This is a genomic window from Novosphingobium sp. 9U, assembly GCF_902506425.1.
In the GTDB taxonomy this organism is placed as follows: Bacteria; Pseudomonadota; Alphaproteobacteria; order Sphingomonadales; family Sphingomonadaceae; genus Novosphingobium.
The window spans coordinates 184,844-208,070 of the sequence record NZ_LR732488.1 but is presented as its reverse complement, the minus strand read 5'-3'; the positions used below and the strand labels follow the sequence as shown (position 1 = coordinate 208,070).

Sequence of the window (23,227 nt, the reverse complement as noted above, 5' to 3'; positions counted from 1 at the left end):
AACAGAAGAACGCGACCAGCAAGAATACGGCGATAGCTGTTCAGCCACCGCGCAGTGGTGTCGGCTGGCGGCTGGACATGCCCCATGGCCGTCCAGCCGCGCCGTGATCGTCAGCTGCCGAACTTGACGTTCAGCGTCACGCCGTAGGTCAGCGGAGCGCCCGGCGTGGTCAGCGCGCCCAATGCCGATGGCACGCCCTGCGCCAGGTAGTACTTGTCGAGCAGGTTGCGGCCCCAAACGCGGATGCCGTACTTCTCGTCGGCCGTGGTGTAGGCCAGCGAGGCGTTGAGCATGGTGTAGCCATCGTTGCGCAGGATGTTGTCCGCACCGAACGAGAAGCCGCTGTTGTAGCTGACGGTAACCGAAGGCGTCAGCTTGCCCCAAGTACCCTCGAAATCGTAGGCGCCCGTCAAGTTGCCGGTGAACTTGGGCGTGCGCACAGTAGGATTGCCGCTCGCGTCGTAAGGAGCAACGATCTGGCCGGCGGAGTTGCCGTATGACACGGTGTTCTGGAAGTCGCCGTAACGGCCGTGGATATAGGCCGCGCCGCCGGAGATGCTTAGACCTCCGATCGGGCGCCACTCGAAGTCGGTCTCGATGCCCTTGATCTTCGCCGAGGCCGCGTTCGTCGTCTGGACCACGCCCGCGCTGGTGGCGCCAGCAGGGATGACCTGCACCTGGATGTTGCTGTAGTCATAATAAAACGCCGCCGCATTGAGGCGCAACGTCTTGTCGAGCAGCGTGCTCTTAAAGCCCACTTCGTAGGCGTTGAGGAATTCCGGATCAAAGCTGGTCAGCGGCGCGCCGCCCAGCGCATTGAAAATCGACAATACGTCGAACCCGCCGCCCTTCACGCCGCGGTTGAAGCTGGCATAGGCATGGACGTCGTCGCTGAAGCCGTAGTCGACCGATGCACGATAGGTAAACTCGCTGTAGCCCCGCTCAGCGCCATTCACCGCGAAGTTCGGGAGCACGCCGACGAGCCCGACATTGCCCTTCAGCGTCTGTTTCTCGTCCGTGTAGCGGATGCCGCCGGTGATCTTCAACCGGGGCAGCACCTCGACAGTGGCCTGCGCGTAGCCGGAGACCGATCGCGTGTTCTGCAGCGTCGTTGCCGAGATCGGTACCGGCACAGAGGGCACCACGAACAGCAAGTTACGGTAGCCCGCGGTGCTGTCATAGTAGTAGCCGCCCACCGTCCAGTCGAAAGCCGAACCGGGCTTCGAAACCACCTGCACTTCGCCCGAGATGTTGCGCTGGTAGGTCGGCAGCCTGGCTTCGACCAAGGTCAACGGCGTCGCGTCGGCCTCGGCGAAGTAGTAGCCGTCCTGATGGCGATACGAGAAGATCGTGACGAGATTGGCAAAGCCCATGTCGCCATCCGCGTGGACCGAGATGCCGTACTGGCGGTTCTTGATCTCTGGCGCCTGTACGCGGCCGAAGCTGGTGATGACGCCGCGCGTGTCATAGCCGTCTGCCGGCGAAGGTTGGCCGTCTGCGCCGATCGCGCCCTTGGGCAGGCGGTAGTCGGCGAAGTTGCCCTTCATCTCGGACCAGTCCCCCGCGATCACCATGCGGAAGTCATCGGAGGGCTGCACCAAGATCTTTGAGCGGATCGACTTGCTCTGGGTCTTGTAGGTGTCCTCGTCGCGAACGGCGTTGTAGCCCCAGCCGTCGCGCTGATCCATCGCCTGAGCTGCAATGTCGACTGCGACCACATCGCCCAGTCCGGTCGAGCCATAGACCGAGCCGGAAATCGTGTCGTAGTTGCCATAGCCCGCCTGCGCCTCGAACTTGGGCTCGAACGATGGATCGCGGGTGATCAGCTGGATCACGCCGCCGGTCGCGTTGCGACCGAACAGCGTGCCTTGCGGACCCTTCAGCACCTCGACGCGCTCGAGATTGTTGAAGTCCATGATGTTGGCATAGGGCGAGGCGATGTAGACGCCGTCGATATAGGTCGCGACCGAGGGCTCGTCGTTCGGGTTGGCGGCGTTAGAACCCACGCCGCGCAGGAACACCGTGCCCGCACCCGCCACGTGCGAGAAGTTCAGCGCCGGCACCAATGTCGGCAGGTCGCTCGAAAGCGACACGCCAGACGAACTGAGGGCAGCGCCGGTCACCACATTGACCGTGATCGGCACGTCCTGGAGGCGCTCAGAACGGCGCTGGGCGGTGACGACGATGTCACCGATGCCGGTGGTGGCAGTGGCGGGCTGATCCGTGGTGGGTGGTGGCGGAGGCGGTGTCGCGCCGGCTGCCTGCGCGAACGCGGGGCTGGCGGTGGCAGCCAGGGCGACGCCCGCCGCCGTGCACATCAGAACTTGCTTCTTGATCGCCTTCATGTCGTCCTCCTCCTCCTGCCTCTGCTCGCGCGCCTTTCGGGCTTCGCGGATCGTGTACGTCCGCCGCGCTTTGCAGAACCATGTTTGCCGTCGGGCTTCCGCCTCGGTGACCCGATATAGATACGCTGGCTTACTACTTGTCAAGCACGATTGCGTAGGATCGTCCTCCTAGATTGTTCCTAAAGCCGTGTTCATCTCCAGTGAGAGATGCAGGCGCCACGGGATCGATAGCCGCTGAAATGTGCACGCTTTTCGTACGCCGGCGACCCATCTGCGCTGCGACCGACCGCCAAGCCAAGTCACTTGATGAGCATCTTGAACGCACCATCGAGCGCGCTGTCGGGCAGAACCCGTGCCAACGCGGAAACCGCCTTGGCATCCATCCCGACTCGATACCGCGCCTTCGGGTTCCGTGCGAAGACCGCATCCTGGATCTGGCGCGCGCACTCCTCGGCCGAGATGCCGCCGCCCGAGTTCTTCGCGATCATGCGATGGTAGCTTTCGTAGAGCGCGCGATAGATCCGCGCCTGCTCGCCGGCGAGCGCACCGACAGCGCGGTTGGCGTCGGCCACCTGATTGTCCACCAGCTTGGTGCGCACCACGCCCGGTTCGATCAGGATGATGCGCGCATCCTGGCCGCGTATCTCGCGACGGGCCGAATCCACGATCGCCTCGATTGCGAACTTGGAAGCGCAGTAGGCGCTGAGCATCGGTCCCGAAACGCGTCCCCACAGCGAGGTCACCAGCGCGATCCGTCCATCGTGCCCGCGCAGTCGCGGCAAAGCGGCACGGATCATGCGCGCCGAGCCGACGGCGTTGGTGTTGAGCGTGTCGAGGATCACCTGCTCCGACTGCACCTCGACCGCACCGAGCGGACAGATCGCCGCGCAGTTCACCACCGCGTTGAGCGGCGTACCCGCAAGCCAATTGTCCGCCTGAGCGAAAGCGGTGTCGACCGAGCCGGTGTCCGACACGTCGAGCGGCACCACAAGCAGGTTGGGGCCGGCGCCAAAGCCATGCGTCTCGTCAGGGTTGCGCACGCCAGCGATGACCCGGTCACCGCGCGTGAGCGAGCGCTCGACAAGGGCACGCCCGATGCCACCCGCGGCGCCCGTGATGAGGATGGTCGCCATGTCAGCGCGCCTTCCCCGGCACCGCAACGCGCATGTCAGGCTTCCAGTGGAACTGCGGCAATGCCGGTAGCAGGAGGCCTGGCGCAGCCTCCACCACCGCGGGTACCGCCTGCAGCATCGCCACCACCGTCATGATGTAGCCCGGCGGCGTCGGCTCGTCGGGCTTGATATAGACGTTCTCCTGGTACGAGGCCTGCCCGGCCACGGTGATACGCAGGGACGGCCGCCCTTCGATCTCGATCAGCCAGAAGTCGTTTACCGGGCACTCGTCGGGACGCATGGAGTCGCCGAGATACCAATAAACCTCGGTGGTATAGAACGGCTTGCCCTTGCTGTATCCCGTCCAGGCATAGGACACCAATCCTACGGTGCCCGGGTCGATCGACATGACCGGCTCGGAGAGCGCCCGATCGGTCTCCGCGAGCCGAGCGGTGCGCTCGATCCGTTCTACGTCGATGCCGAACTGATCGGCGTAGAACAGGATCGGCTGGCGCAGGTAGGCCTCGGCCATGGCGGCGGCGGCATCATTGCCTTCCACTTGCGCTTTGGGCGAGCCGAAGCCGAACATGCGCAGCATATCGCCGCCGCCTACGACCGGGCCGATGTTGAAGAACTCGGCGAAGCGGATGTGGGTGACGTCGTTGACGAGCCCGGTCGCAGCAATCGCAAAGCGCTCGTTGAAGAAGCCCGGGGTGATGCCCGATCCATGCAGGGTCGCCCCGCCCTTCTCTGCCGCGGCGCGGAACCGCGCGGCGATCTCCGCGCCACGTGACTGCAGGAAGTGGTAGGGCAGCATGGTCACCACGTTGACGCCCCTCTCCAGCATGCGCAGGATCTCGTCGTCCGTGCGCCAGTCACCGAAATCGCGGCCGCAGTGCAGGACACAGTCGATCTCGGTGTCGAGGAACGTGTCGAGGCTGGTCGTGGCACTGACACCGACCGGGCCGATGCCAGCGAGTTCGCCCGCGTCGACGCCATCCTTATGCGGCGAATAGGCGAGAACGGCGGCAAGCTCGAGTTCGGGCAGGCGCTGGATTTCGCGGATCGCGCACAGGCCAAGTCCTCCAGGTCCCGCCACCGCGATGCGATAGGGCGTCCTCATGACCATCCACTCCTTACAATTTGTCGTACTGTACCATACGACATTTTAGGTTGCGCTTACTATGATACGGAGGATATTCAGCGGTGGTCAAGTTCGCATGCGAACCTTTTTGCTGGCGGGTGCGACCAAAGATGCAGACAGGGAAAGAGGACGCGTGACCCTTTCGATCTCACCGGACGCCGCGATCGCAGCAGGCGCAACGGATGCGCCCTTGCTCGACCTCTCGGTCGGCGAGCTGCTTGCGCGCCAGGCGCATCGCTTCCCGACCCGCGCGGCGCTGATCGTGCCGGCCGATGCAAGCTCCGAGGCTAGCCATGGCGAGCGGCGCTGGACGTACGAGGAACTGGACCAGGAGGCACGCACCACTGCGGCTGCCCTCCTCGCCCGCTTCGCGCCGGGGGACCGGGTGGCGACCTGGGCCTGCGGCAGTGCCGAGATCCTCCTGCTGCAGCTGGGTGCTGCATTGGCCGGCGTCACGCTGGTCACCATCAACCCGGGCAACCGTTCGCTCGAAGTCGAATACACGCTGGCGACGAGCCGCGCGCGCGGGCTGTTCCTCGACCGCATCTATCGTGGGCTCGACAACCAAGTGGTGATTGAAGCGCTGCGCGAAGTCCTGCCGGCGCTGGAGATCGTCACGTACTTGGACGAATGGGACGCGTTCCGCGCGCAGCACAGCGAGGAGCCGCTGCCGCAAGTGCTGCCGTCCGATCCAGCGCTGATCCTGTTCACCTCCGGCTCCTCGGGCAAGCCCAAGGCAGCGATGCTATCGCACCGTGGGATCGTCAACAATGCGGCGCTCACCGCGCGGCATCTGGAGGCGGGCGAAGGAGCGGTCTGGCTCAACCTGCTGCCCATGTTCCACGTTGGCGGCAGTGTGACCATGACGCTCGGCGCCCTTGCATCGGGCGGCACGCAGGTGCTGCAGCCTCAGTTCGAGGCGGCCGCCGTGCTCGAGGCGATCGCGCGCTACCGAGTCGAGCTGACGATGGCAGTACCGACGATGCTGGTCGCCATGCTGGAGTGCCCTGAGATCGCAACTGTCGACTTGTCTTCGCTCAAGCTGATCGTCGCCGGCGGCAGCGCGGTCGCGCCCGATCTCATCCGCCGCGTGCGCGAGAGCATCGGCGCCGAAGTCGCCAGCTTGATGGGTCAGACTGAGGCCAGCGGAGCGATGTTCTCCACCCGCCGCGGCGACACCGACGAGCAGGTGTCCAACAGTGTCGGCGGGCCGCTCGCCCTGTCAGAGGTGAAGATCGTTGACACGCAAGACGGCCGCGTGCTCTCTCGTGGCGAGCCGGGCGAAATCTGCATCCGCTCGCCCTCCACGATGCTGTGCTACTTTGAGATGCCGGAGAGGACCGCCGAGGCACTGGAACGCGACGGCTGGCTGCACACCGGCGACATCGGCCGCATGCGCGACGACGGCTACATTCAGATCACCGGCCGCAAGAGCGACATGATCATCCGCGGCGGCGAGAACATCTACCCGCGCGAGATCGAGGACGTGCTGGTCTCGCACGAGGACGTGGCGCAAGCCGCGGTCTATGGCCTGCCCGATGAGCGCTGGGGCGAGCAGGTAGCCGCCGCGTTGGTGCCGCGCGCCGGCCGCAACATCGATACGGACGCGCTGACCGAATGGCTACGCGCACGGATCGCGCGGCATCGGGTCCCGCGGTTCTGGCAGGTTCTCGACGCGCTGCCGCTCAATGCATCGGGCAAGGTTCAGAAGTTCATCCTGCGGGATGAGCACACGCAAAAGCTGTAATGAGGCGTCACGAGACCGGATCAGGATCGGCGTGCGCATCACAATGAGCCAGGCGGAGGCGGAAACGTGAGCACGCCCATCAACTTCCGCGACTTCGGCGGACAGCGGACCGCAGACGGACGTTATGTCCGACGCGGCCGCCTCTTCCGCAGCGGCCACCTGGGCTGGCTCGATGCCGCGGCGATCGCAGCGATGCTCGCGTACGACTTCGACCTCGTCGTAGATCTGCGTTACCTCGACGAGCGCACCGAGCACGTCTCGCCCTGGCGCCAGGGAGATGCCGCGCGTGTGATCTTTCATGACAATGCAATGGACCACGACGCGCCGCACCTGCAGATCATGCGCCGCTCGGGCTCGGATCTGGAAGCGATCGATGCTGCCTATGCGTCGTTCTACTCGCAGCTGCCGTTCGACCCCAACTACGCCCCGCTGTTCGTCACCGCGATCGAGCGCATGGCCCGAAGCGGTGGCCGCACGCTGATCCACTGCTCTGCCGGCAAGGACCGCACCGGCACCCTCGCCGCGCTGATCCTCGCGGTGCTCGGTGTCGAAGAGTCTGCCATCGTGGCGGACTATCTGCGCTCGAACGAGGGCTTGGGCATGGAGCAGCTGCGCGAGCACGTGCGCGAACGCTACATCCCCACGGGTGGGCAAACGGACGAAGGCCAGGTCCGTGCACTGATCGGGGTGAAGGCCGCGTACATCGGCGCAGCGCTGGACGCGGTGCGCGAGCGGCACGGCAGCATCGAAGCGTATCTCGTGGCGCAGGGCGCGAGCGAGTCGGCCCTCGAAGGCTTGCGCGCCGCCTATCTCACCGATGCACCCGGCGATTGACAGATAGTACGCTACCATCTTATCTCACCGCATAGTACAAGCCTACTAAGCGGCACGCGCGGAAGAGGAAGCATGAAGACCATCATCAGCTGCGCCATTACTGGCTCAATCCATACGCCTTCGATGTCGCCTTACCTACCCCTTACGGTGGAGCAGATCGCACAGAGCGCGCTGGAGGCAGCAGAGGCGGGTGCCGCGATCGTCCATCTTCACGCGCGTGATCCGCAGGACGGTCGCCCGGTGCACACGCCCGAGGACTTCGAGCCGTTCCTGAAGGTCATCAAGCAATCGAGCGACGTGGTGGTCAACATCACCACGGGCGCCTCGCCCTACATGCCCGTCGAGTACCGGGTGAAGCCGGCCGAGACGTGGAAGCCCGAAGTGGCCAGCCTCAACATGGGCTCGATGAATTTCGGCCTGTTCCCGATGCTCAAGCGCAGCCGCGAATGGAAGCACGACTGGGAGCCCGAGATGCTGGAGGCGAGCCATGACCTCGTCTTCCGCAACAGCTTCAAGGACATCCGTTATGCAATGGAGACGCTGAACGCGACGGGCACACGCTACGAATTCGAGTGCTACGACACCAGCCACCTCTACAACCTGCACTACTTCTGGAAGGAGGGCCTGGCCCAAGGCCCGCTGTTCATCCAGACCTGCTTCGGCCTGCTGGGCGGCATCGGCGCCCATCCCGACGACGTGATGCACATGAAGCGCACCGCCGACCGCCTGTTCGGCGACCAGTACCGCTGGTCCGTGCTGGCCGCCGGCGTTAACCAGATGAAGGTCGCCGCCATGGCTGCCAGCATGGGAGGGCACGTGCGCGTCGGGCTGGAGGACAGCCTCTGGCTCGGTAAGGGCGAGCTTGCTCAGACCAATGCGGCGCAAGTCACCAAGGTGCGCCAGATCATCGAAGGGCTGGGCGGCGAGATCGCGACGCCTGCCGAGGCACGCGAAATCCTCGCGCTGAAGGGCGGCGACCAAGTGGCTTTCTGACCGTCAAGAACCATAAAGGGAGAGCGGACGATGCAACTGCCGAACCAGATGCCGGAGCCACCGGTTCATATGGCGATGTCCCCGTACTACCCGTACATCCTGGCGATCAGCATCGCCATCTTCTGCGCCGCGACTGCCTATGCGGCGCGCGATGCAAAGCGAACCGGCCGCTGGCTCCCGCTGCTGGTGATTGCTGGCGCTGCGATCGCATCGTTCCAGGAGTGCATCTACGACGTGGCCGTGCTGGTCTGGTGGGCCGAGCTCGACACCACGCCCATGTACCGCATCTTTAACCGCTCAGTACCGCTGTGGATGGTCTTTGCCTATCCCTGGTTCATCGGCGGCATGGGCTATTGGGCGTATCGCCACTTTCAAGACGGCATGCGCAGCGCAACGCTTTGGAAGCTCTACTTCTTTGGCTGGTTCGCCAACCTGCTGCTGGAAGTACCCGCGCTGCAGATCGGCGACATCTACACCTACTATGGCGAGCAGCCGTTCAAAATCCTGGGCTTTCCGATTTGGATGGCCATGACCAACACGCTGATGCCGATCTTCGTGGGCGCCGCCCTGCACGCGCTCGACGACGTGCTGCGCGGGCCGCGCGCGCTGCTGACGCTGGTGCTGGTTCCCGCCGCGACCGCCTCGGCCGAGATCGCGTCAGGCTGGCCGATCTGGCTGGCGCTGAATTCGGGACAGGGTCTGTGGTTGACGCAGGCGGCGACGCTGGTGACGCTCGGCTTCTCGATGAGCCTTGCCTATCTGATCTCGCTCAAGCTGTGCGTTGAAGCGCCCGCCACAGGGCGCGTCGGGGCGACACCCGCAGCCACGAAGGTGCAATTCGCTTCGTGACCTTCCGCACCCTGCCCGCCTATCTCGCAGCGACAGCGATCGGCCTCGCCGGCTCGTTGCTGCCGTTCACGACCCAGGCGCAAGATGCTCCCGATGCCGACCCCAAACAGGTGCAGTTCACGGCCGAGCCTTACGTCTGGGCGCCGACGGTGGACGGCACGGTCTCGCTGGGGGTACTGTCGCTACCCATCCATGTGCGACCGCAGGATCTTGCATCCGGTCTGCGCCTGGGTGCGATGGGCCGTGCCGCGCTCAGCAAGGGGCGTGCGACCCTCGCGATCGAGGGCATCGGCGTCGACTTCAAGCGGGATCGCTTCGTGCCCTTGCTGGGCCAGGACGTGAAGGTGCGCGTGCTCGCGCTGGAGATGACGGGCGGCTACCGCTTCGATCTTGGCCGCTCGGTCGCGGTCACGCCGCTGCTGGGGCTGCGGTACAACTCGATCAATGCGCGCTTCGGCACCGCTCCGGCGGTGCTACGCGCGAAAGGCGACTGGGCCGAACCGGCTGCGGGGCTGCTGGTCGCGGCGCGCCCGGCGCGGCGGCTGGAGCTCCAGGGCAAGCTCCTCGCTGGTCGTCGCGACAGCCAGCGGCACTCGCTCGACTTGCGCGGAGAGGTCGCCTACGCGCTGCACCCGCGCACCCAGGTCTTTGCCAGCTACCGCTACCTGAAACAGAACTACGCCTCCGCCAGTGCTGAAGGCCTGGCGATAGACTTGGGCGGCGACGGCCCGCTTGCCGGCCTGCGCCATCGCTTCTGAAGCTCAAGGCTGATTCCCAGCTCCTATCCGCCTCGACGCGCTGCGCCGTGACCTGGCAGTATCGCCCACAAAAGACTGCCGCAGTCACGGGGACTGCGGCAGCAGGTCGGGAGAAACGGTGAGGAGTCGTCAGAGCATCGTGGTGACCGTGCTCACGATGTCATCCTTCTGCGGTACGAAGGCGGTTTCGAGCGGCTTGGAGTAAGGTACCGGGCAGAACGCGCCGCCCAGCCGGCGCACTGGAGCCTTGAGTCGGCCGAACAAATGCTCGCTGATGTGCATGCCGATCTCCGCGCCGACGCCGAACTCACGTACCGCTTCGTGTACGATCAGCGCGCGGCCGGTCTTTGCGACCGACGCCAGTACGGTCTCCTTGTCCCATGGGGAGATCGTGCGCAAATCGATAAGCTCGACCGAGACGCCCTGCGCCTCGAGCTGCTCGACCGCCGCCCGCACGTTGGTCATGATCGCGGCGTAGCTGATAATGGTCACGTCCGTACCCTCGCGCTCCACGAAGGCCTTGCCGAGCGGGAACTTCTCCGGGGTGACCGAACCCGGCGCGAAATAGGTCGGCAGGTTTTCGATAAAGATCACCGGATCGGGATCCTCGATCGCCGAGCGCAGCAGGGCGTAGGCGCTGTTGGGACTCGAGGGCGCTACCACCTTGATGCCCGCGGTGTGCGCGAACCAGGCTTCCAGGTAATCGCTGTGCTGGCCGCCGTTGGAAAAGCCGGCGCCGGTCATCATGCGGATTGTAATCGGTACGTGCGTCTGCCCGCCAGACATGAAGCGCAGCTTGGCCGCGTGATTGACAATCATGTCCATCGCAACCGTCGTGAAGTTCATCAGCATGATCTCGGCGACCACGCGATGCCCGCACATCGCGGCGCCGATGGCGGAGCCGATGATCGCCTGCTCGGAGATGGGCGTCGACTTGACGCGGTCGTCGCCAAACGCGGTGGACAGCCCCTTGGTGGCGCCAACGACGCCGCCCTCCTCACGATCGGCGACGTCTTCGCCCAGTACAAGAAGCGTATCGTCCGCCTTCATCGCATCGTGAAGCGCCAGGTTGACGGCCTGAATGGTGTTCATGGTCTGCGTTGCCATTGGCGTGATCCTCAATCCAGCTCGTACGCGTAGACGTCGCGTTTAATTTCTTCGATCGGCGGAAACTCGGCGGTCAGCGCCGCTTCGTAGGCCTCCTCGATCCGCGCCTTGTGATTGTTGTCGATGGCCTCGAGCTCAGCCTCGCTCGCGGCGCCAGCTTCGATCACGCGGCGGCGCAGCACCGGCACCGGATCGTTTGCCTTCGCAGCTTCGAGCTCCTCTTTGGGAATGTAGCCGGCTGCGTCGCCGACGAGGTGACCGTTGAAGCGGAAGGTCAGCGCCTCGATCAGCGTCGGGCCTTCCCCAGCGCGGGCACGATCGACGGCGACGCGTGCGGCGCCGTACATTTCGTCGACGTCGTTGCCGTTCACCGTCACGCCTGGCATGCCGTAGCCTGCGGCGCGGGTGGAGAGCCTCTCCACTGCAGTGGAGTTGCTGAAGCTGGTGTGCTCGGCATAGCGGTTGTTCTGGCAGATGAAGATCACGGGTAGTTTCCACAGCGCCGCAAGGTTGAGCGATTCATGGAACGCGCCGATGTTGGCCGCGCCGTCTCCGAAGTTGGCCACAGCGACGTTGCCCTTCCCGGCCAGCTTGGCAGCCCAGGCCATACCCAGCGCGATCGGCATTGAGGAGCCGACGATGCCGGTGGTCACCATGCAGCCGCTCGACGGATGGGTAAGGTGCATGACGCCGCCCTTACCCTTGCAGCTGCCGGTTACCTTGCCGGCGAGTTCGGCCCACAGCGGCTTCAAGGGAAAGCCCTTCGCCAGCATGTCGTGCGTGCCGCGATAGATCGTCGAGATCTTGTCGTCGTCGTTCAGATTGACGGAGAGCGCGGAGGGGATGATCTCCTGCCCGGCGACCGAGTAGTACGGCATCATCAGCTTGCCGGTCATCATCGCCTTGATGACGCGTTCGTCGTTGTGTCGGATAAGCGAGGCCTTGCGATAGATCGCCAGCAGCGTGTCGTTGTCGGGCTTTGGATAGTTTTCCATCTGCCTCTCCTTTTCAGTTCTTGCGGAACATGTCGCGCGCGATGATTTGGCGCATCACTTCGTTGGCCCCGCCCGCGATGCGCGAGATGCGCGCATCGACGTAAGCCTGCGCGATCGGGTATTCGGTCATGTAGCCATAGCCGCCGAAGAACTGCAGGCACTGGTCGACGACGCGGCCGTTCAGTTCCGTGGCGAGCAACTTGATCTTGCTGGCGTCAACTGCCGAGAGCTTGCCCGCCAGGAAGCGTCGAATGCCCCAGTCAACCATGACGCGGCCCTGGCTGACTTCGGCGCAAAGTTGGGCGAGAACGAACTGGGTGTTCTGCATACCGCCCAGCGTTTGGCCGAACAGCTTGCGCTCCTGCACGTACTCGACCGTCCAGCGCAGCGCCGCTTCGCAGGCCGAGAGGCCCTTGATGCCGATCGACAACCGCTCCTGCGCCAGTTTGGTCATCAGCATGCCGAAACCGGTGCCCTCCTCACCGAGCCGCGCGGAAATCGGCGCGCGCGCGTCGTTGAAGAACAACTCGGCCGTGTCCTGCGCCTTCAGACCGATCTTCTCGAGCTTGCGCCCGCGCTCGAAACCGGGCTGGTCGGCGTCGACGACGATCAGGCTCACGCCGCGTGCGCCTGCCGCCGGATCGGTCTTGCAGGCGAGCACGATCAGGTCGCACTGCGAGCCGTTGGAGATGTAGGTCTTCTGGCCGTTGATGACGTATTCGTCGCCAACTCGCTCGGCCCGCGTCCGCAGTTCCTTGGCGTCGCTGCCGGCACCGGGTTCTGTCATGCCGAGTGCACCGATCACCTCGCCGGTGACCATGCGCGGCAGCCACTGCTGCTTGGTCTCCTCACTGCCCCACGCCAGGATGTAGGGCGCGACCATCTCGGAGTGGACCATGAAGCCAGGTCCGGTAACGTTGGCCCGGGTGATCTCCTCGATCATCACGACGCTGTAGAGGAAGTCGGCGCCGATGCCGCCGTACTCCTCGGGAACCGAGGGACACAGCATGCCGATCTCGCCGGCCTTCAGCCATGCCTCGCGCGGCACGATGCCGTCCTTCTCCCACTGCGCGTGATGGGGCTGCAGCTCGGTTTCGACAAAGCGGCGAACGGAGTCACGATAAGCATTGTGCTCGGGCTCAAAGATATCCCGGTCGACGAAGCTTCCGCTGTCGTGCGCAACTGCGATCATGCGCCTGCAGCCTTGAGGGTGCGGCGCGCGGCCTTTAGGTGGGGGATGTCGTACATTTTTCCGTCGATGCCGACGGTGCCGGCATTGGGCTCGGCATCGAAGGCTTCGATCACGCGCCGGGCGAAGGCGACTTCCTCTTCGCTTGGCGAAAAGCTGTCATTGATGCCGGAGACCTGCGCAGGGTGGATCGCGATGCGGCCTGAGAATCCCTCGGCCCGCGCCGCGCGGCACGATGCGCGCAGACCCTCGTCGTCGCGGAAGTCGACGTAGAGCGTCTCATAGGCCGGCACTCCGGCGGCGTGTGCCGCCATCAGGGTCAGCGAGCGCACCAGTTGGTAGGTGAACGCCCACTTGCCGTCGGCGCCGACATTGGTGCTCGCGCCCATCGCCGCCGACAAGTCCTCGGCGCCCCAGGTCAGGCCGGCCAGGCGCGTGAGACCGGCTGTGGCGAAATCGCCGAGGCGGAATGGCGCAATCGGCGTCTCGGTGGAAACCGGCAGAATGCGGGTTGATCCGGCGGGAACGCCCTGTCCTTCCTCGTAGTGATCAAGCAAGGCGGAAAGCTTGGCTACGCAGTCCGGACCGTCGATCTTGGGCTGCATGATGCCATCGGGGGCGCCAACCATGATGGCGGCGACATCGTCCTCGGTCATGCCGGTGTCGAACGGGTTCACGCGTACCCACAGCTGTACGGTGCGACCCGCGCGTGGGCGCGCCTTGAGGAAGTCGGTCACCATCTGCCGCGCGAGCGCCTTATTGGCGGGTGCGACCGCATCCTCAAGGTCGAGCACCACGGCGTCGGCGCCGCTCTCGTCGACCTTGCCGAGCTTCTTCTCGCTGTCGCCCGGAATAAACAGGAAGGAGCGCAGCCGGCTCATGCTGGCTTCTTCATCTGCATCCCGCTGCGCTTGCACGAGGCAACCAGCTTGCCGTCCTGGTTGTAGGCACGGTGCGCGAAGGTGACGATGCCCGCAGTCGGCCGGCTCTTGGATTCGCGCAAGTCGATCACCTCGGTCTCGACCCGCAGCGTGTCGCCGATGAACACCGGCGCGGGGAAGCGCACTTCGTCCCAGCCGAGGTTAGCCACCGCGGTGCCCAGCGTCGTGTCGCCGATAGAGACGCCCACCATCAGCCCCAGCGTGAACGTCGAGTTCACGAGAATGCGGCCGTAGTCGGTCGTCTTCATGTACTCGGCATCGAGGTGCAGCAGCGCCGGGTTGTGAGTCAGCGTCGAGAACAGGAGGTTGTCCGTCTCGGTCACAGTCCGGCGAATGTCGTGCTGAAAGGTCTGTCCGATCGTCAGGTCATCGAACCACAAGCCGGCCATCAGAGCAGCCCCAGGATCGAGATCGCCGCCACGCCCTGGTAGGGCACACCGCCCAGGTTGTGCGTCAGCCCCATGCTCGGGTTCGACAACTGGCGCGCACCGGCGCGGCCGAGCAGCTGCGTGTAGACTTCATAGGCCATGCGCAGGCCGGATGCGCCGATCGGGTGGCCGAAGCACTTGAGACCGCCGTCGATCTGGCACGGGATGGCGCCGTCGCGGTCGAACTTGCCGTCGAGCACGTCCCTTACGGCCTGGCCGTCGTCCGAGAGACCCAGGTCCTCCATCGTCACCAGCTCGGTTATAGAGAAGCAGTCGTGCACCTCGGTCAGGCTCAGCTGCGACTTGGGATCGGTGATCCCCGCCTCGGCATACGCCCGCTTGGCCGCATTGCGCGTGTTGGGCACGTAAGAGCCATCCCAGTCGCTCATCTGCGTCTCACGGCCAGAGCTGGTCGAGATCTGCAGCGACTTGATACTGACAATGTCCGTCTTGCCGAGAGCCCGCGCGATCTCGGGCGTGGTGACGATGGCACAAGCCGCGCCGTCCGACACGCCCGAGCAGTCATACAATCCCAGCGGATCGGCGATCATCGGCGCGTTGAGGATTGTCTCCATCGAGACCGCCTTCTGGAAATGCGCCTTCGGGCTGTGCACCCCGTTCTGGTGGCTCTTCCAACTGACATGGGCAATCGCGCGCTTCAGGTCTTCCTTGGAGATCTGGTACTTGGTCCGGTAGCCATCGGCGAGCGGAGCGAAGCCAGCGGGCGCGGAGACCATCGGCATCCACAAGTCGTTAAACGTCCCCTTGAAGGCGGGCGGTAGGCCGCCGTAGCCCGTGTCCTTCAGCTTCTCTGCGCCGATGGCGAGCGCAACGTCGACCGCGCCGGAGGCGACGGCGTACGTGGCCCCACGCAGCGCCTCGGTGCCAGTCGCGCACATGTTCTCCATGCGGCTGACTGGGATACCATCCAGGCGCAGCGCGATAGCTGCCGGGATCGAGCTATTGCCGACATTGATGGCGTCGCCGTAGCAGCCGAACCACGCAGCCTCGATCTGGTTGCGCTCGATGCCGGCGTCGGCCAGCGCTTCCTCAAACGCCTCGGCCATGAGCTCGGGCGAGCCCTTGTCCCAGCGCTCCCCGAACTTGGAGCAGCCAGCGCCGATAATGGCGACCTTGTCCTTGATACCCGTGGCCACGTGATCAGTCCTTTTCGCCGCCGAGCTTGGGCACGGCTTTCCAGAAGTAGCGATTATAGCCGCGCTGGCGGTCCTGCTCTTTGACGCGGAACACCATCTCCAGCGACGCGCCGAGCTCAAGCCCCTCGGGACCAACATCGACCATCTCCATCTGCAGCCGCGCGCCGTTGTCGAACTGCACGAAGCCGCCGTGAAGCGGGGGCGACGGATAGTAGGAAAGCCAGTCCGCGGTGTGGGTCATGACCTTGGCGGGCTGGTCGATCAGCGAGACAGAGTCGAACTGCTCCTTGGGCGCATGGCAGTTCACGCAGTACTGCAGCTGCGGAAATTGGATCGTTCCGCACTCGCCGCAGTGCCCGGCCTTGAAGCCCTCGACCTGATCGGCAGTGCGATACTGCTCGGTCAGAGCGGTCTTGGCGCTCTTCTCGGCGCGCATGCCCCATTCGGGCTCTATCCCGCCTTGAAAACTGAGCATGCGCAGGTACGAATCCGTCATCAGGCCGTTAGCCAACGAACCCGCGACGCCACGCTCCGGCCGCGCCTGCGTGATAGCCTCCGTGACTTCGAACACCAGCGCATCGACGCCCTGCCCAAAGCTGATCACCAGCACGCGGTCACCCGCCTCAGCCGTCTCCAGCGCGCGCGCCAGCATAAGCGTGGCATGGGCGCTGCCGGCATAGCCGCAGCCGTCATCCAAGTTGTCGACCTGCTCGCCGGCAAAGCCGATCTGCTTGGCAGTGGCGACGGCAATGTTGCGCAGCGGCGAAGGCATGGCGAGGTGCGTGACCTCGGCGATGCCGATGCCCGCCTGCTCCAGGGCTGCCTTGACCGCAGGGGGCACGAGCTTGGCATAGCCCTCGTCGCGGACCCAGCGCTCCTCCCAGTGGTACTCGAAGCTCTCGCCTTCGTCGCGAAAATGCGAGACGAAAGTCGCCGCCACGCTGCCTGCCCCGACAAGGCGCGCCGCGACGTTCTCGGTGCCGAGCACGAAGGCTGCAGCCCCCGCACCGTAGCCGATCTCCTGCGTGCTCGCCGGACGGCCAAGCGGGGCATCGGACGCAATGAACAGCGACGGCTCACCCGTCTTAAGCGCCGCGAGCAGACCGGAGGTGCCCGCCCGCTGCCCGAGGCCGCTATCGATCGTGCGCACGGTGTGCGGCAAGTCGAGCGCGCCGCCGATGATCGCGCTCGCTTGCAGGTCAGCGTAAGGGGCGCGCGTGGACGCGAAGCCCAGCGCCGTCAGCGTCGAGCGATCGCGATCACGCAAAGCATCGCGCCCCGCCTCGACCGCCATGGTGATGGTGTCCTCGTCCCAGTTGCAGAATGCGCGTGAGCCCTTGGCCAGGCCTTTCAAGCTTGGCGCCATCCACTTGTGCGCGGCAGCAATCGCGCCTCGATCGAGCCGCAGGCGTGGGACATAGGCGCCAAAGGCAGTGATACCGAAATCGCTCATTGTCACTCTCAATAGGATTTGGGCAGGCCAAGCTCGCGCTCGGCGATGAAGCTGAGGATCAGCTGTTCGGTAATCGGCGCGATGCGCATCAGGATGGACTCGCGGAACAGGCGCTCTACCTGGTATTCGGTGGAGTAGCCCATGCCGCCGTGCGTCATCACCGCGCGGGTGCAGGCGTCGAACGCCGCACGCCCGCCCAGGAACTTGCCCGCGTTCGCCTCGGCGCCGCAAGGCAGGCCCTGATCATACAGGCTCGCCGCGCGCATGATCATCCAGTAGGCGCTCTCGAGGTAAATCCAATTCTCCGCGAGCGGGTGCTGCACTCCCTGGTTCTGACCGATCAGGCGCCCGAACACCTTGCGCTCGCCCGCATACTGCGCCGCCCGCTTGAGCGCACCGCGGCCCAGCCCGACCGCTTCGATGCCCACCAGCACGCGCTCGGGATTGAGGCTGTGCAGGATGTAGTGGAAGCCCTTGCCTTCTTCACCGATCCTGTCCGCCTCAGGCACGAAGTAGTCGTCGATGAAGGTCGCGTTCGAGTCGACGGCGTTGCGGCCCATCTTGGGGATGCGGCGCACTTCGACCTGGCTGTGGTCAAGGTCGGTGTAGAACAGCGTCATGCCGTCGGTCGGCCGCTTGCACTCCTCCTTGGGGGTGGTGCGCGTGAGCAGCAGGATCTTGTTGGCAACTTGACCCGAGGAGGTCCAGATCTTGCGCCCGGTGACGCGATAGCCGCCCTCGACCTTGGTGGCGAAGGTCTTGATGCTGGTCGTGTCGAGGCCCGCGTCGGGCTCGGTGACGCCGAAGCAGGCCTTGTCCTCACCCGCGATCAGCGGCTTGAGCATGCGCTCCTTCTGTTCGGGCGTGCCGTTGACCACGACCGAATGGGGTCCGAAGATGTTAAGGTGGATCGTCGAGGCCGCCGAATAGCCGCCGGCGCTGGCCGAGACCTCATGCATCATTATAGCCGCTTCGGTGACCCCAAGGTTCGCGCCGCCGAGTTCCTCGGGCATGGTGATGCCCAGCCAGCCAGCATCGGCCATGGCCCGGTGGAACTCGTGCGGGAACGCCTTTTCCTCTTCCTTGGCACCCCAGTATTCGTCTCCGAAGCCGTCGCACACGCGGCGCACAGCGTCGCGGATCGCTTCCTGGTCTTCGGTCAGGCGGATGTCCAACAACCCCTCCTAGTATGCTCGTTCTATAGTTCGCTTGCTTATCAAGTTGGTTGTCCCATTTCAAGGGCACTCATGTCGTGTCGCTGTCCGGCCTCGTTGATGGAAAGTCTGGGCGGCGCTTTTCGATAAAGGCGCGCACACCCTCGGTGAAATCCGGATCTGCGACCGAGTCGGCAATCGCGTCACGTTCAGCAGCCAGCTGCTCGGCAGGCGTGCTGGCGAGTGACCGGCGCATCAGCGCATGGGCCTTGCGCACCGCCCCACGCGGCGCCGCAGCCAATCGAGCTGCCAGCTTCTGCGCCTCGGCCTGAAGCATGTCAGTCTCAACAATTCGACTTACGATGCCCAGCCGCAGAGCCTCCTCGGCATCGATCGTTGCTGCGGTGATCGCCAGTTCGGTCGCTTTGCGCACACCGACGACGCGCGGCAGCAGGTAAGTCAGCCCGCCATCCGGCGGCAGGCCGAGACGCTGGTGGGGGAACACGAACTTGGCCCTGGGCTCGGCCAGAACGATGTCGGCTCCGCAAGGGTATGCTACCGCCGCTCCGGCTACCGCGCCCTGGCAGGCGACAATCACGGGCATCGGTAGGGCAATATATGCCTCCATCAGCAGTCGCGCCCGATCCATACGAGCGAAGTAGTCTGCGTGCCGCTCGGTCGGCGTTTGCCCAATTGTGCGAGCAAACCCTTTCACGTCTCCGCCGACGCAGAACGACGCACCTGTGGCACGGATCGACACGACTCGCACCGCGTTGTCCAACGCCGCTTGCGTGAACACGGCGGCGAGCTCGGGGATGGCTTCGGACGCGATGGCGTTGCCCGCCTCGGGTCTGTCGAGGACAAGGTCGAGTACGCCGCCAGTTACATGCACCGTGAAGCCGGTGTATAGTTGAATGCCTTGCGCGGCCGAGACCCTCGCCATCTGAAATCCTTTTTCGTACGCCTCCTTACTAGTTAGTGTGCACGCGCATTGTCAACGCGTGCATGCATCGTTGCGACGAGGAGGTTACCTTTGTGCGATAGCAGACAGGCGGCGGGATCAACGCGCCCTGCCTTATCGCACGGGAGCAAACGATTGCTGACTTGCGTCGACCCTGCGTCGCGGATACCGACCAGCAATCTGCGATGATCGGAATACGATGCCGAAGAAGACGACGACCGAACTACCGGCCGAGACCAAGGAGGATGCTCCCCGGCGTCCTACGGCCAAGAAGTTCACCTTTGGGTACTTGATCCACGACGTATCCCGCCTGCGCAGGATTGTCATGGATGACATCATGAAGCCGTACGGCATCACCCGTTCGCAGTGGTCGTTGCTGAGTGCTCTGTCGCGCAGCGGCAACTCGGGCATGACCCAGGTCGATCTTGCTCGCCTGCTCGAGATTGGCAAGGTGACCACCGGCGGCCTGCTTGAGCGGCTCGAAAACAGCGGCCATATCGAGCGTCGCGCCGACGACAGCGATGCCCGAGCCCGCCGCGTGTTCATCACCGAGAAGGGGTACGAGACGATTGGGCTGATGATCGCCGTCGCCAGCAAAGCCAATCGTCGGGTCATGAAGGGCCTTACCGCGGAGGAAGCCAAAATCGCTGAAAAGGTGTTGTTCAAGGTGAAGCTCAACCTCAAGGATATTCATGAGGAACACGTCCTGACCGGCAAGGCCGAGGACGCGAACGCGTTCATCAAGGTCAGCGAAGACGATCTCTAGAAGCCGGTGAACGTCGGCCTGCGCTTCTCAACGAAGGACATGACACCCTCGCGATAGTCATCGGTATGGCGTGACAACCCCTCGAAGGCGATGCTTGCTTCGAGCACCGAGGTCAGCTTCTCGCGCAGGCCGATGTTTGCGGCAATCTTGGTGTAGCGGATCGCTGATTGGGCGCCCCGCGCCATGCGCCGCGCGTATGAAGCTACTTCCTCGTCAAGCTGATCACCCGGCACTGCGAAGGCGATAAGACCGAGGCGCTCGGCCTCCGTTGCCTCGATGGGGTCGCCGCTGAGGAGATAGTGCCGCGCCTTGCCGTAGCCGATCAGCGCCGGCCAGATCAGCGCCCCACCGTCGCCCGCGACGAGGCCCACCTTGACGTGCGGGTCGGCAAAGCGTGCTCCCTCAGCCGCGAACACTACGTCGCACAGCAACGCGATCGTCGCGCCGAAACCCATCGCGTCGCCGTTGACTTTGGCGATCACCGGCTTGGGACAGTCGAGCAGCGACGAGACGATGCGTTTCATCACCCGCCCTTCGACGATGAACGGCGCTAGTCCGTTCTCAAGCTCGCCCGCCAGCCAATTCATGTCGCCGCCAGCGCAAAAGACCTTGCCTTCGCCAGTAAGGACGATGATGTCGCTGCCCGCGTCGTCAGCCACATCGTCGAACACTCTCGACATCTCGACATGCAGCTGGTGTGTTACCGCGTTGGCTTTGTCGGGCAGGTTAATCGAGACGGTCAGCACTCGACCGTTGCGGGTAAACTTAAGTGCCTCGTAGCGGCTTTCATCCAGCATCCTCAATCCTCACCGTTTGCCAAGACTTTTCATTTCCTAGTCTTATTGGTACGCAGGCTTACCAACAAGTGTGAATCGCACGGGCAATCGGCCTGGTCTCGATCCACTAGCACGGGGAGGCTCATGAAACTCGATGTCATTCGCGCGTTGCGCATCGAACCCATCGTCCAGGAATACGGCATTCGTGAAACGGTCCTCTATGCCCTTGGCCTGGGCTATGGTGGCGATCCGACCGATACGCAGGAACTGCCGTTCGTCTACGAAGGCGCGCTCAAGAGCGTGCCGTCCTACGTCAACGTGTTGTGCCATCCCGGCTTCTGGGCGCAGCGCCCTGAGTTCGGGATCGACTGGGTCAAGATCCTCCACGCCGAGCAGGATTTCCGCATGCATGCGCCCTTGCCGCCGACGGGCGCTCTGCGCGGCGAATACTCGGTGCGCGCCATCGAGGACAAAGGCGACGGCCGCGGCGCACTGATGCACCAGGACAAGGAGCTCTACGACGTCGCCACCGGCACACACATCGCAACGGTGCGATCGACGCTGTTCCTGCGGGGCGACGGCGGGCAAGGGGGCTTCGGTGAGCCACCTGCCCCCGCGACCGCCCTGCCCGACCGCGCGCCCGACTGTAGCGTCGCCATCGCGACACTGCCGCGCCAGGCCTTGATCTATCGCCTATCAGGCGACTGGAACCCGCTCCACGCAGATCCGGCGATCGCTGCCAAGGCAGGCTTTCCCGCGCCCATCCTGCATGGCCTGTGCACTAACGGCATTGCGTGCCGGGCTGCGCTTTCCGCCTATTGCGACAACGATCCGGCACGGCTGACCGGCATGTTCACGCGGTTTTCCAAGCCAGTGATGCCGGGCGAGACGATCCGGGTCGACTTCTTTGAGGAAGGCGACGCCATCCGCTTCCGCGCCGTCGCGCAGGAGCGGAACGAGACAGTGCTCGACCGCTGCTCGCTAACGATCGCCTGACCCGTCACCTCGCTGCCAGTGCCTGCTCAATCAACGAGACCAGTCGCTGGCGGCCTGTCTCGCGCAGCTCCTCACTAATCGGCTGCACGCTGAGGATGCCGTTCAGCACGGTAGTGCCGATCACCAGAATTAGCGCCAGACCGGCGCGCACTTCCCCGTCTGGCGCGCCCAGCAGGCCGGCAAGCGGGTTGAACACGTCCTCGACGAAGGCCTCGTTGATCACCCGCGCGGTCGCGGGGGACGAGGCCGAGCGCAGGATGATGTACAGACGCTCCAGGTCAGCGCGGTGATCGTCCGCCCCGTCCGACATCGCCAGGTTGCCGAGCCAGGCGGCAAGCTCGCAAGCGGTGCGCGCCCCTCCAAACCATGGCTCCTTACCGCGCTCCAGAAGGACCTTGCCGAAAAGCTCCTCCTTGGACCCGAAGTAGCGGCTGACCAGTGCGACGTTCACGTCGGCCGCACGCGCGACATCGCGCATGCCGACTGCTTCGAAACTCTCGGCAGCGAAGAGCTCTCGTGCGGCGAGCAGGATCGCCTCGCGCGTCGCGGCGGCATTCTTGATCTTAGTCTGAGCTTTCATCGCCGGATCATAGCACTGCAGCGCAGCATGTAAACAGCGGTTGACATTCCGCACACGATCGTACTAATGCGAACCAACTGGCCCAGCCGAGAGGAGAGCGATTATGGCCCCCGTACAAAGTTTCGCGCAGGACCATCTGGTCCCGCAACCCAACGAGATGATCGCGTTATGGGTCACGATTGCGATCGCGGTGGTCAGCGTCGGGCTGGTCGTCCGCTATTGCATGGCCAAGCGGATCTGGTGGCCGATGATCGTGGTCGTGGGCGGACTGATCACCTGCCTGCAGGAACCGCTTTACGATCACCTCTATGGCCTATGGTTCTTCGAGCAGGGCCAGCTCGGCGCGTTCACCACCTACGGCATTCACGTGCCGCTATGGCTGCCGGTCATCTACATCGCCTATTATGGCGCCAACACCGTATGGTACTGGCATCGCCTGGAGAGCGGCTGGACGATCAAGAACATGATGGCGATGTTCGCCGTCGAGGTGCTCCTGGCTGGCCTCGCTGAGGAATTCTACATCAACGCGGTCGGGCTCTATAACTACCAGGACAACCAGCCCTTCTACATCCTCAACTATCCGATCTTCGTCGCCATCGTGAACGGCGTGCCGCCGACGTTGGGAGCGATCATCATCTTCAAGCTCAAACCGCACCTCGACGGGTGGAAGAACCTCCTGCTGCTGTTCCCGGTGTCCTGGGCGTTCGCCGCTAATTCGTTTGGCAGCGGCTTCCTCTACCTCTCGGCCCGCCATGCGACGCCCGCGGTTTCGCAGCCGGTGCTCTACCTCGCGGCGGCGACGGCGGCCATCGGTTCGATCGTGACGATCTGGGCCGCGCTGAAGATGGCCGGCGTACCTCAAGCCCGCCGCGTTGCGCAGACCAGCGCACCGCGCCGGGCAGTGCCTGCCACCGCCTGAGCAAACGGCACGCGCCAACAAGA

22 protein-coding genes are annotated in these 23,227 nt (G+C 64.4%); 8 read left to right on the top strand and 14 right to left on the bottom strand.

Annotation, left to right across the window (positions count from 1 at the left end):
- Positions 1–110: 110 nt before the first annotated feature.
- The 3 genes from GV044_RS15175 to GV044_RS15165 form a co-directional block, all read right to left on the bottom strand.
- Positions 111–2,345 (bottom strand): TonB-dependent receptor, encoded by a 2,235-nt coding sequence (locus tag GV044_RS15175; RefSeq protein ID WP_159872365.1) that lies wholly within the window; start codon positions 2,343–2,345, stop codon positions 111–113.
- Between the two features lie 299 nt (positions 2,346–2,644).
- Positions 2,645–3,478, bottom strand: coding sequence for an SDR family NAD(P)-dependent oxidoreductase (locus GV044_RS15170; protein WP_159872363.1), 834 nt, complete (start codon positions 3,476–3,478; stop codon positions 2,645–2,647).
- 1 nt (position 3,479) lies between these two features.
- Positions 3,480–4,580: a hypothetical protein gene (locus GV044_RS15165; protein ID WP_159872361.1), complete on the bottom strand. Its 1,101-nt coding sequence runs from the start codon at positions 4,578–4,580 to the stop codon at positions 3,480–3,482.
- 154 nt (positions 4,581–4,734) lie between these two features.
- Here GV044_RS15165 and GV044_RS15160 point away from each other — a divergent pair, with 154 nt between their 5' ends.
- From GV044_RS15160 to GV044_RS15140, 5 genes are all read left to right on the top strand, one after another.
- Positions 4,735–6,348: a class I adenylate-forming enzyme family protein gene (locus tag GV044_RS15160; RefSeq protein WP_159872359.1), complete on the top strand. Its 1,614-nt coding sequence runs from the start codon at positions 4,735–4,737 to the stop codon at positions 6,346–6,348.
- 66 nt (positions 6,349–6,414) lie between these two features.
- The gene (locus GV044_RS15155) at positions 6,415–7,182 is read left to right on the top strand and encodes a tyrosine-protein phosphatase (protein ID WP_159872357.1); all 768 of its coding nucleotides are present in this window, start codon (positions 6,415–6,417) and stop codon (positions 7,180–7,182) included.
- 72 nt (positions 7,183–7,254) lie between these two features.
- Positions 7,255–8,175 carry a 3-keto-5-aminohexanoate cleavage protein gene (locus tag GV044_RS15150; RefSeq protein WP_159872355.1) on the top strand — a complete coding sequence of 307 codons (921 nt, stop codon included), beginning with the start codon at positions 7,255–7,257 and terminating at the stop codon, positions 8,173–8,175.
- Between the two features lie 30 nt (positions 8,176–8,205).
- On the top strand, positions 8,206–9,024 hold the full coding sequence (locus tag GV044_RS15145) for a hypothetical protein (protein ID WP_159872353.1): 819 nt from the start codon (positions 8,206–8,208) through the stop codon (positions 9,022–9,024).
- Entirely contained in the window at positions 9,021–9,782 is a 762-nt protein-coding gene (locus GV044_RS15140) for a hypothetical protein (RefSeq protein ID WP_159872351.1), read from the top strand. The genes GV044_RS15145 and GV044_RS15140 overlap by 4 nt, the downstream gene beginning before the upstream one ends.
- Before the next feature lie 129 nt (positions 9,783–9,911).
- On the opposite strand, the gene GV044_RS15135 is transcribed toward GV044_RS15140, so the two are convergent.
- From GV044_RS15135 to GV044_RS15095, 9 genes are all read right to left on the bottom strand, one after another.
- Complete coding sequence (locus tag GV044_RS15135) at positions 9,912–10,889, bottom strand: alpha-ketoacid dehydrogenase subunit beta (protein ID WP_159872349.1); 978 nt, start codon at positions 10,887–10,889, stop codon at positions 9,912–9,914.
- Positions 10,890–10,900: 11 nt separating this feature from the next.
- A complete protein-coding gene (locus GV044_RS15130; RefSeq protein WP_159872347.1) occupies positions 10,901–11,884 on the bottom strand; it encodes a thiamine pyrophosphate-dependent dehydrogenase E1 component subunit alpha in 984 nt (327 codons plus the stop codon).
- A gap of 13 nt (positions 11,885–11,897) precedes the next feature.
- Complete coding sequence (locus tag GV044_RS15125) at positions 11,898–13,076, bottom strand: acyl-CoA dehydrogenase family protein (RefSeq protein ID WP_159872345.1); 1,179 nt, start codon at positions 13,074–13,076, stop codon at positions 11,898–11,900.
- Complete coding sequence (locus GV044_RS15120; protein ID WP_159872343.1) at positions 13,073–13,954, bottom strand: CoA ester lyase; 882 nt, start codon at positions 13,952–13,954, stop codon at positions 13,073–13,075. Before GV044_RS15120 ends, GV044_RS15125 begins: the two co-directional genes overlap by 4 nt.
- Positions 13,951–14,403 (bottom strand): MaoC family dehydratase, encoded by a 453-nt coding sequence (locus GV044_RS15115; protein WP_159872341.1) that lies wholly within the window; start codon positions 14,401–14,403, stop codon positions 13,951–13,953. The genes GV044_RS15120 and GV044_RS15115 overlap by 4 nt, the downstream gene beginning before the upstream one ends.
- Positions 14,403–15,599 carry an acetyl-CoA acetyltransferase gene (locus GV044_RS15110; RefSeq protein ID WP_159872339.1) on the bottom strand — a complete coding sequence of 399 codons (1,197 nt, stop codon included), beginning with the start codon at positions 15,597–15,599 and terminating at the stop codon, positions 14,403–14,405. Before GV044_RS15110 ends, GV044_RS15115 begins: the two co-directional genes overlap by 1 nt.
- A 4-nt stretch (positions 15,600–15,603) precedes the next feature.
- Positions 15,604–17,052, bottom strand: a complete 1,449-nt coding sequence (locus GV044_RS15105) for a 3-oxoacyl-[acyl-carrier-protein] synthase III C-terminal domain-containing protein (RefSeq protein WP_159872337.1) — start codon at positions 17,050–17,052, stop codon at positions 15,604–15,606.
- A gap of 8 nt (positions 17,053–17,060) precedes the next feature.
- Positions 17,061–18,227 carry an acyl-CoA dehydrogenase family protein gene (locus tag GV044_RS15100; RefSeq protein ID WP_159872335.1) on the bottom strand — a complete coding sequence of 389 codons (1,167 nt, stop codon included), beginning with the start codon at positions 18,225–18,227 and terminating at the stop codon, positions 17,061–17,063.
- Positions 18,228–18,297: 70 nt separating this feature from the next.
- Positions 18,298–19,149, bottom strand: a complete 852-nt coding sequence (locus GV044_RS15095) for an enoyl-CoA hydratase/isomerase family protein (protein WP_159872333.1) — start codon at positions 19,147–19,149, stop codon at positions 18,298–18,300.
- A 217-nt stretch (positions 19,150–19,366) separates the two neighbouring features.
- Between GV044_RS15095 and GV044_RS15090 the strand changes: the two genes are divergently transcribed.
- Positions 19,367–19,933 (top strand): MarR family winged helix-turn-helix transcriptional regulator, encoded by a 567-nt coding sequence (locus GV044_RS15090; RefSeq protein WP_159872331.1) that lies wholly within the window; start codon positions 19,367–19,369, stop codon positions 19,931–19,933.
- Here GV044_RS15090 and GV044_RS15085 read toward each other — a convergent pair.
- On the bottom strand, positions 19,930–20,730 hold the full coding sequence (locus GV044_RS15085; protein ID WP_159872329.1) for an enoyl-CoA hydratase/isomerase family protein: 801 nt from the start codon (positions 20,728–20,730) through the stop codon (positions 19,930–19,932). The two genes, GV044_RS15090 and GV044_RS15085, sit on opposite strands and share 4 nt — an antisense overlap.
- Positions 20,731–20,853: 123 nt before the next feature.
- Here GV044_RS15085 and GV044_RS15080 point away from each other — a divergent pair, with 123 nt between their 5' ends.
- Entirely contained in the window at positions 20,854–21,705 is an 852-nt protein-coding gene (locus tag GV044_RS15080; RefSeq protein WP_159872327.1) for a MaoC family dehydratase, read from the top strand.
- 4 nt (positions 21,706–21,709) lie between these two features.
- On the opposite strand, the gene GV044_RS15075 is transcribed toward GV044_RS15080, so the two are convergent.
- A complete protein-coding gene (locus tag GV044_RS15075; RefSeq protein ID WP_159872325.1) occupies positions 21,710–22,285 on the bottom strand; it encodes a TetR/AcrR family transcriptional regulator in 576 nt (191 codons plus the stop codon).
- Between the two features lie 103 nt (positions 22,286–22,388).
- On the opposite strand from GV044_RS15075, the gene GV044_RS15070 reads away from it, so the two are divergent.
- On the top strand, positions 22,389–23,204 hold the full coding sequence (locus GV044_RS15070; protein ID WP_159872323.1) for a hypothetical protein: 816 nt from the start codon (positions 22,389–22,391) through the stop codon (positions 23,202–23,204).
- The last annotated feature ends 23 nt before the right edge of the window (positions 23,205–23,227 follow it).

Coding starts and splice junctions, on each gene's coding strand:
- GV044_RS15170 (WP_159872363.1), bottom strand. CDS start 3,478: ATGGCGACCATCCTCATCACGGGCGCCGCGGGTGGCATCGGGCGTGCC.
- GV044_RS15165 (WP_159872361.1), bottom strand. CDS start 4,580: ATGAGGACGCCCTATCGCATCGCGGTGGCGGGACCTGGAGGACTTGGC.
- GV044_RS15120 (WP_159872343.1), bottom strand. CDS start 13,954: ATGAGCCGGCTGCGCTCCTTCCTGTTTATTCCGGGCGACAGCGAGAAG.
- GV044_RS15095 (WP_159872333.1), bottom strand. CDS start 19,149: ATGGCGAGGGTCTCGGCCGCGCAAGGCATTCAACTATACACCGGCTTC.
- GV044_RS15125 (WP_159872345.1), bottom strand. CDS start 13,076: ATGATCGCAGTTGCGCACGACAGCGGAAGCTTCGTCGACCGGGATATC.
- GV044_RS15080 (WP_159872327.1), top strand. CDS start 20,854: ATGAAACTCGATGTCATTCGCGCGTTGCGCATCGAACCCATCGTCCAG.
- GV044_RS15105 (WP_159872337.1), bottom strand. CDS start 17,052: ATGAGCGATTTCGGTATCACTGCCTTTGGCGCCTATGTCCCACGCCTG.
- GV044_RS15090 (WP_159872331.1), top strand. CDS start 19,367: ATGCCGAAGAAGACGACGACCGAACTACCGGCCGAGACCAAGGAGGAT.
- GV044_RS15145 (WP_159872353.1), top strand. CDS start 8,206: ATGCAACTGCCGAACCAGATGCCGGAGCCACCGGTTCATATGGCGATG.
- GV044_RS15175 (WP_159872365.1), bottom strand. CDS start 2,345: ATGAAGGCGATCAAGAAGCAAGTTCTGATGTGCACGGCGGCGGGCGTC.
- GV044_RS15150 (WP_159872355.1), top strand. CDS start 7,255: ATGAAGACCATCATCAGCTGCGCCATTACTGGCTCAATCCATACGCCT.
- GV044_RS15115 (WP_159872341.1), bottom strand. CDS start 14,403: ATGGCCGGCTTGTGGTTCGATGACCTGACGATCGGACAGACCTTTCAG.
- GV044_RS15130 (WP_159872347.1), bottom strand. CDS start 11,884: ATGGAAAACTATCCAAAGCCCGACAACGACACGCTGCTGGCGATCTAT.
- GV044_RS15070 (WP_159872323.1), top strand. CDS start 22,389: ATGGCCCCCGTACAAAGTTTCGCGCAGGACCATCTGGTCCCGCAACCC.
- GV044_RS15085 (WP_159872329.1), bottom strand. CDS start 20,730: ATGCTGGATGAAAGCCGCTACGAGGCACTTAAGTTTACCCGCAACGGT.
- GV044_RS15135 (WP_159872349.1), bottom strand. CDS start 10,889: ATGGCAACGCAGACCATGAACACCATTCAGGCCGTCAACCTGGCGCTT.
- GV044_RS15075 (WP_159872325.1), bottom strand. CDS start 22,285: ATGAAAGCTCAGACTAAGATCAAGAATGCCGCCGCGACGCGCGAGGCG.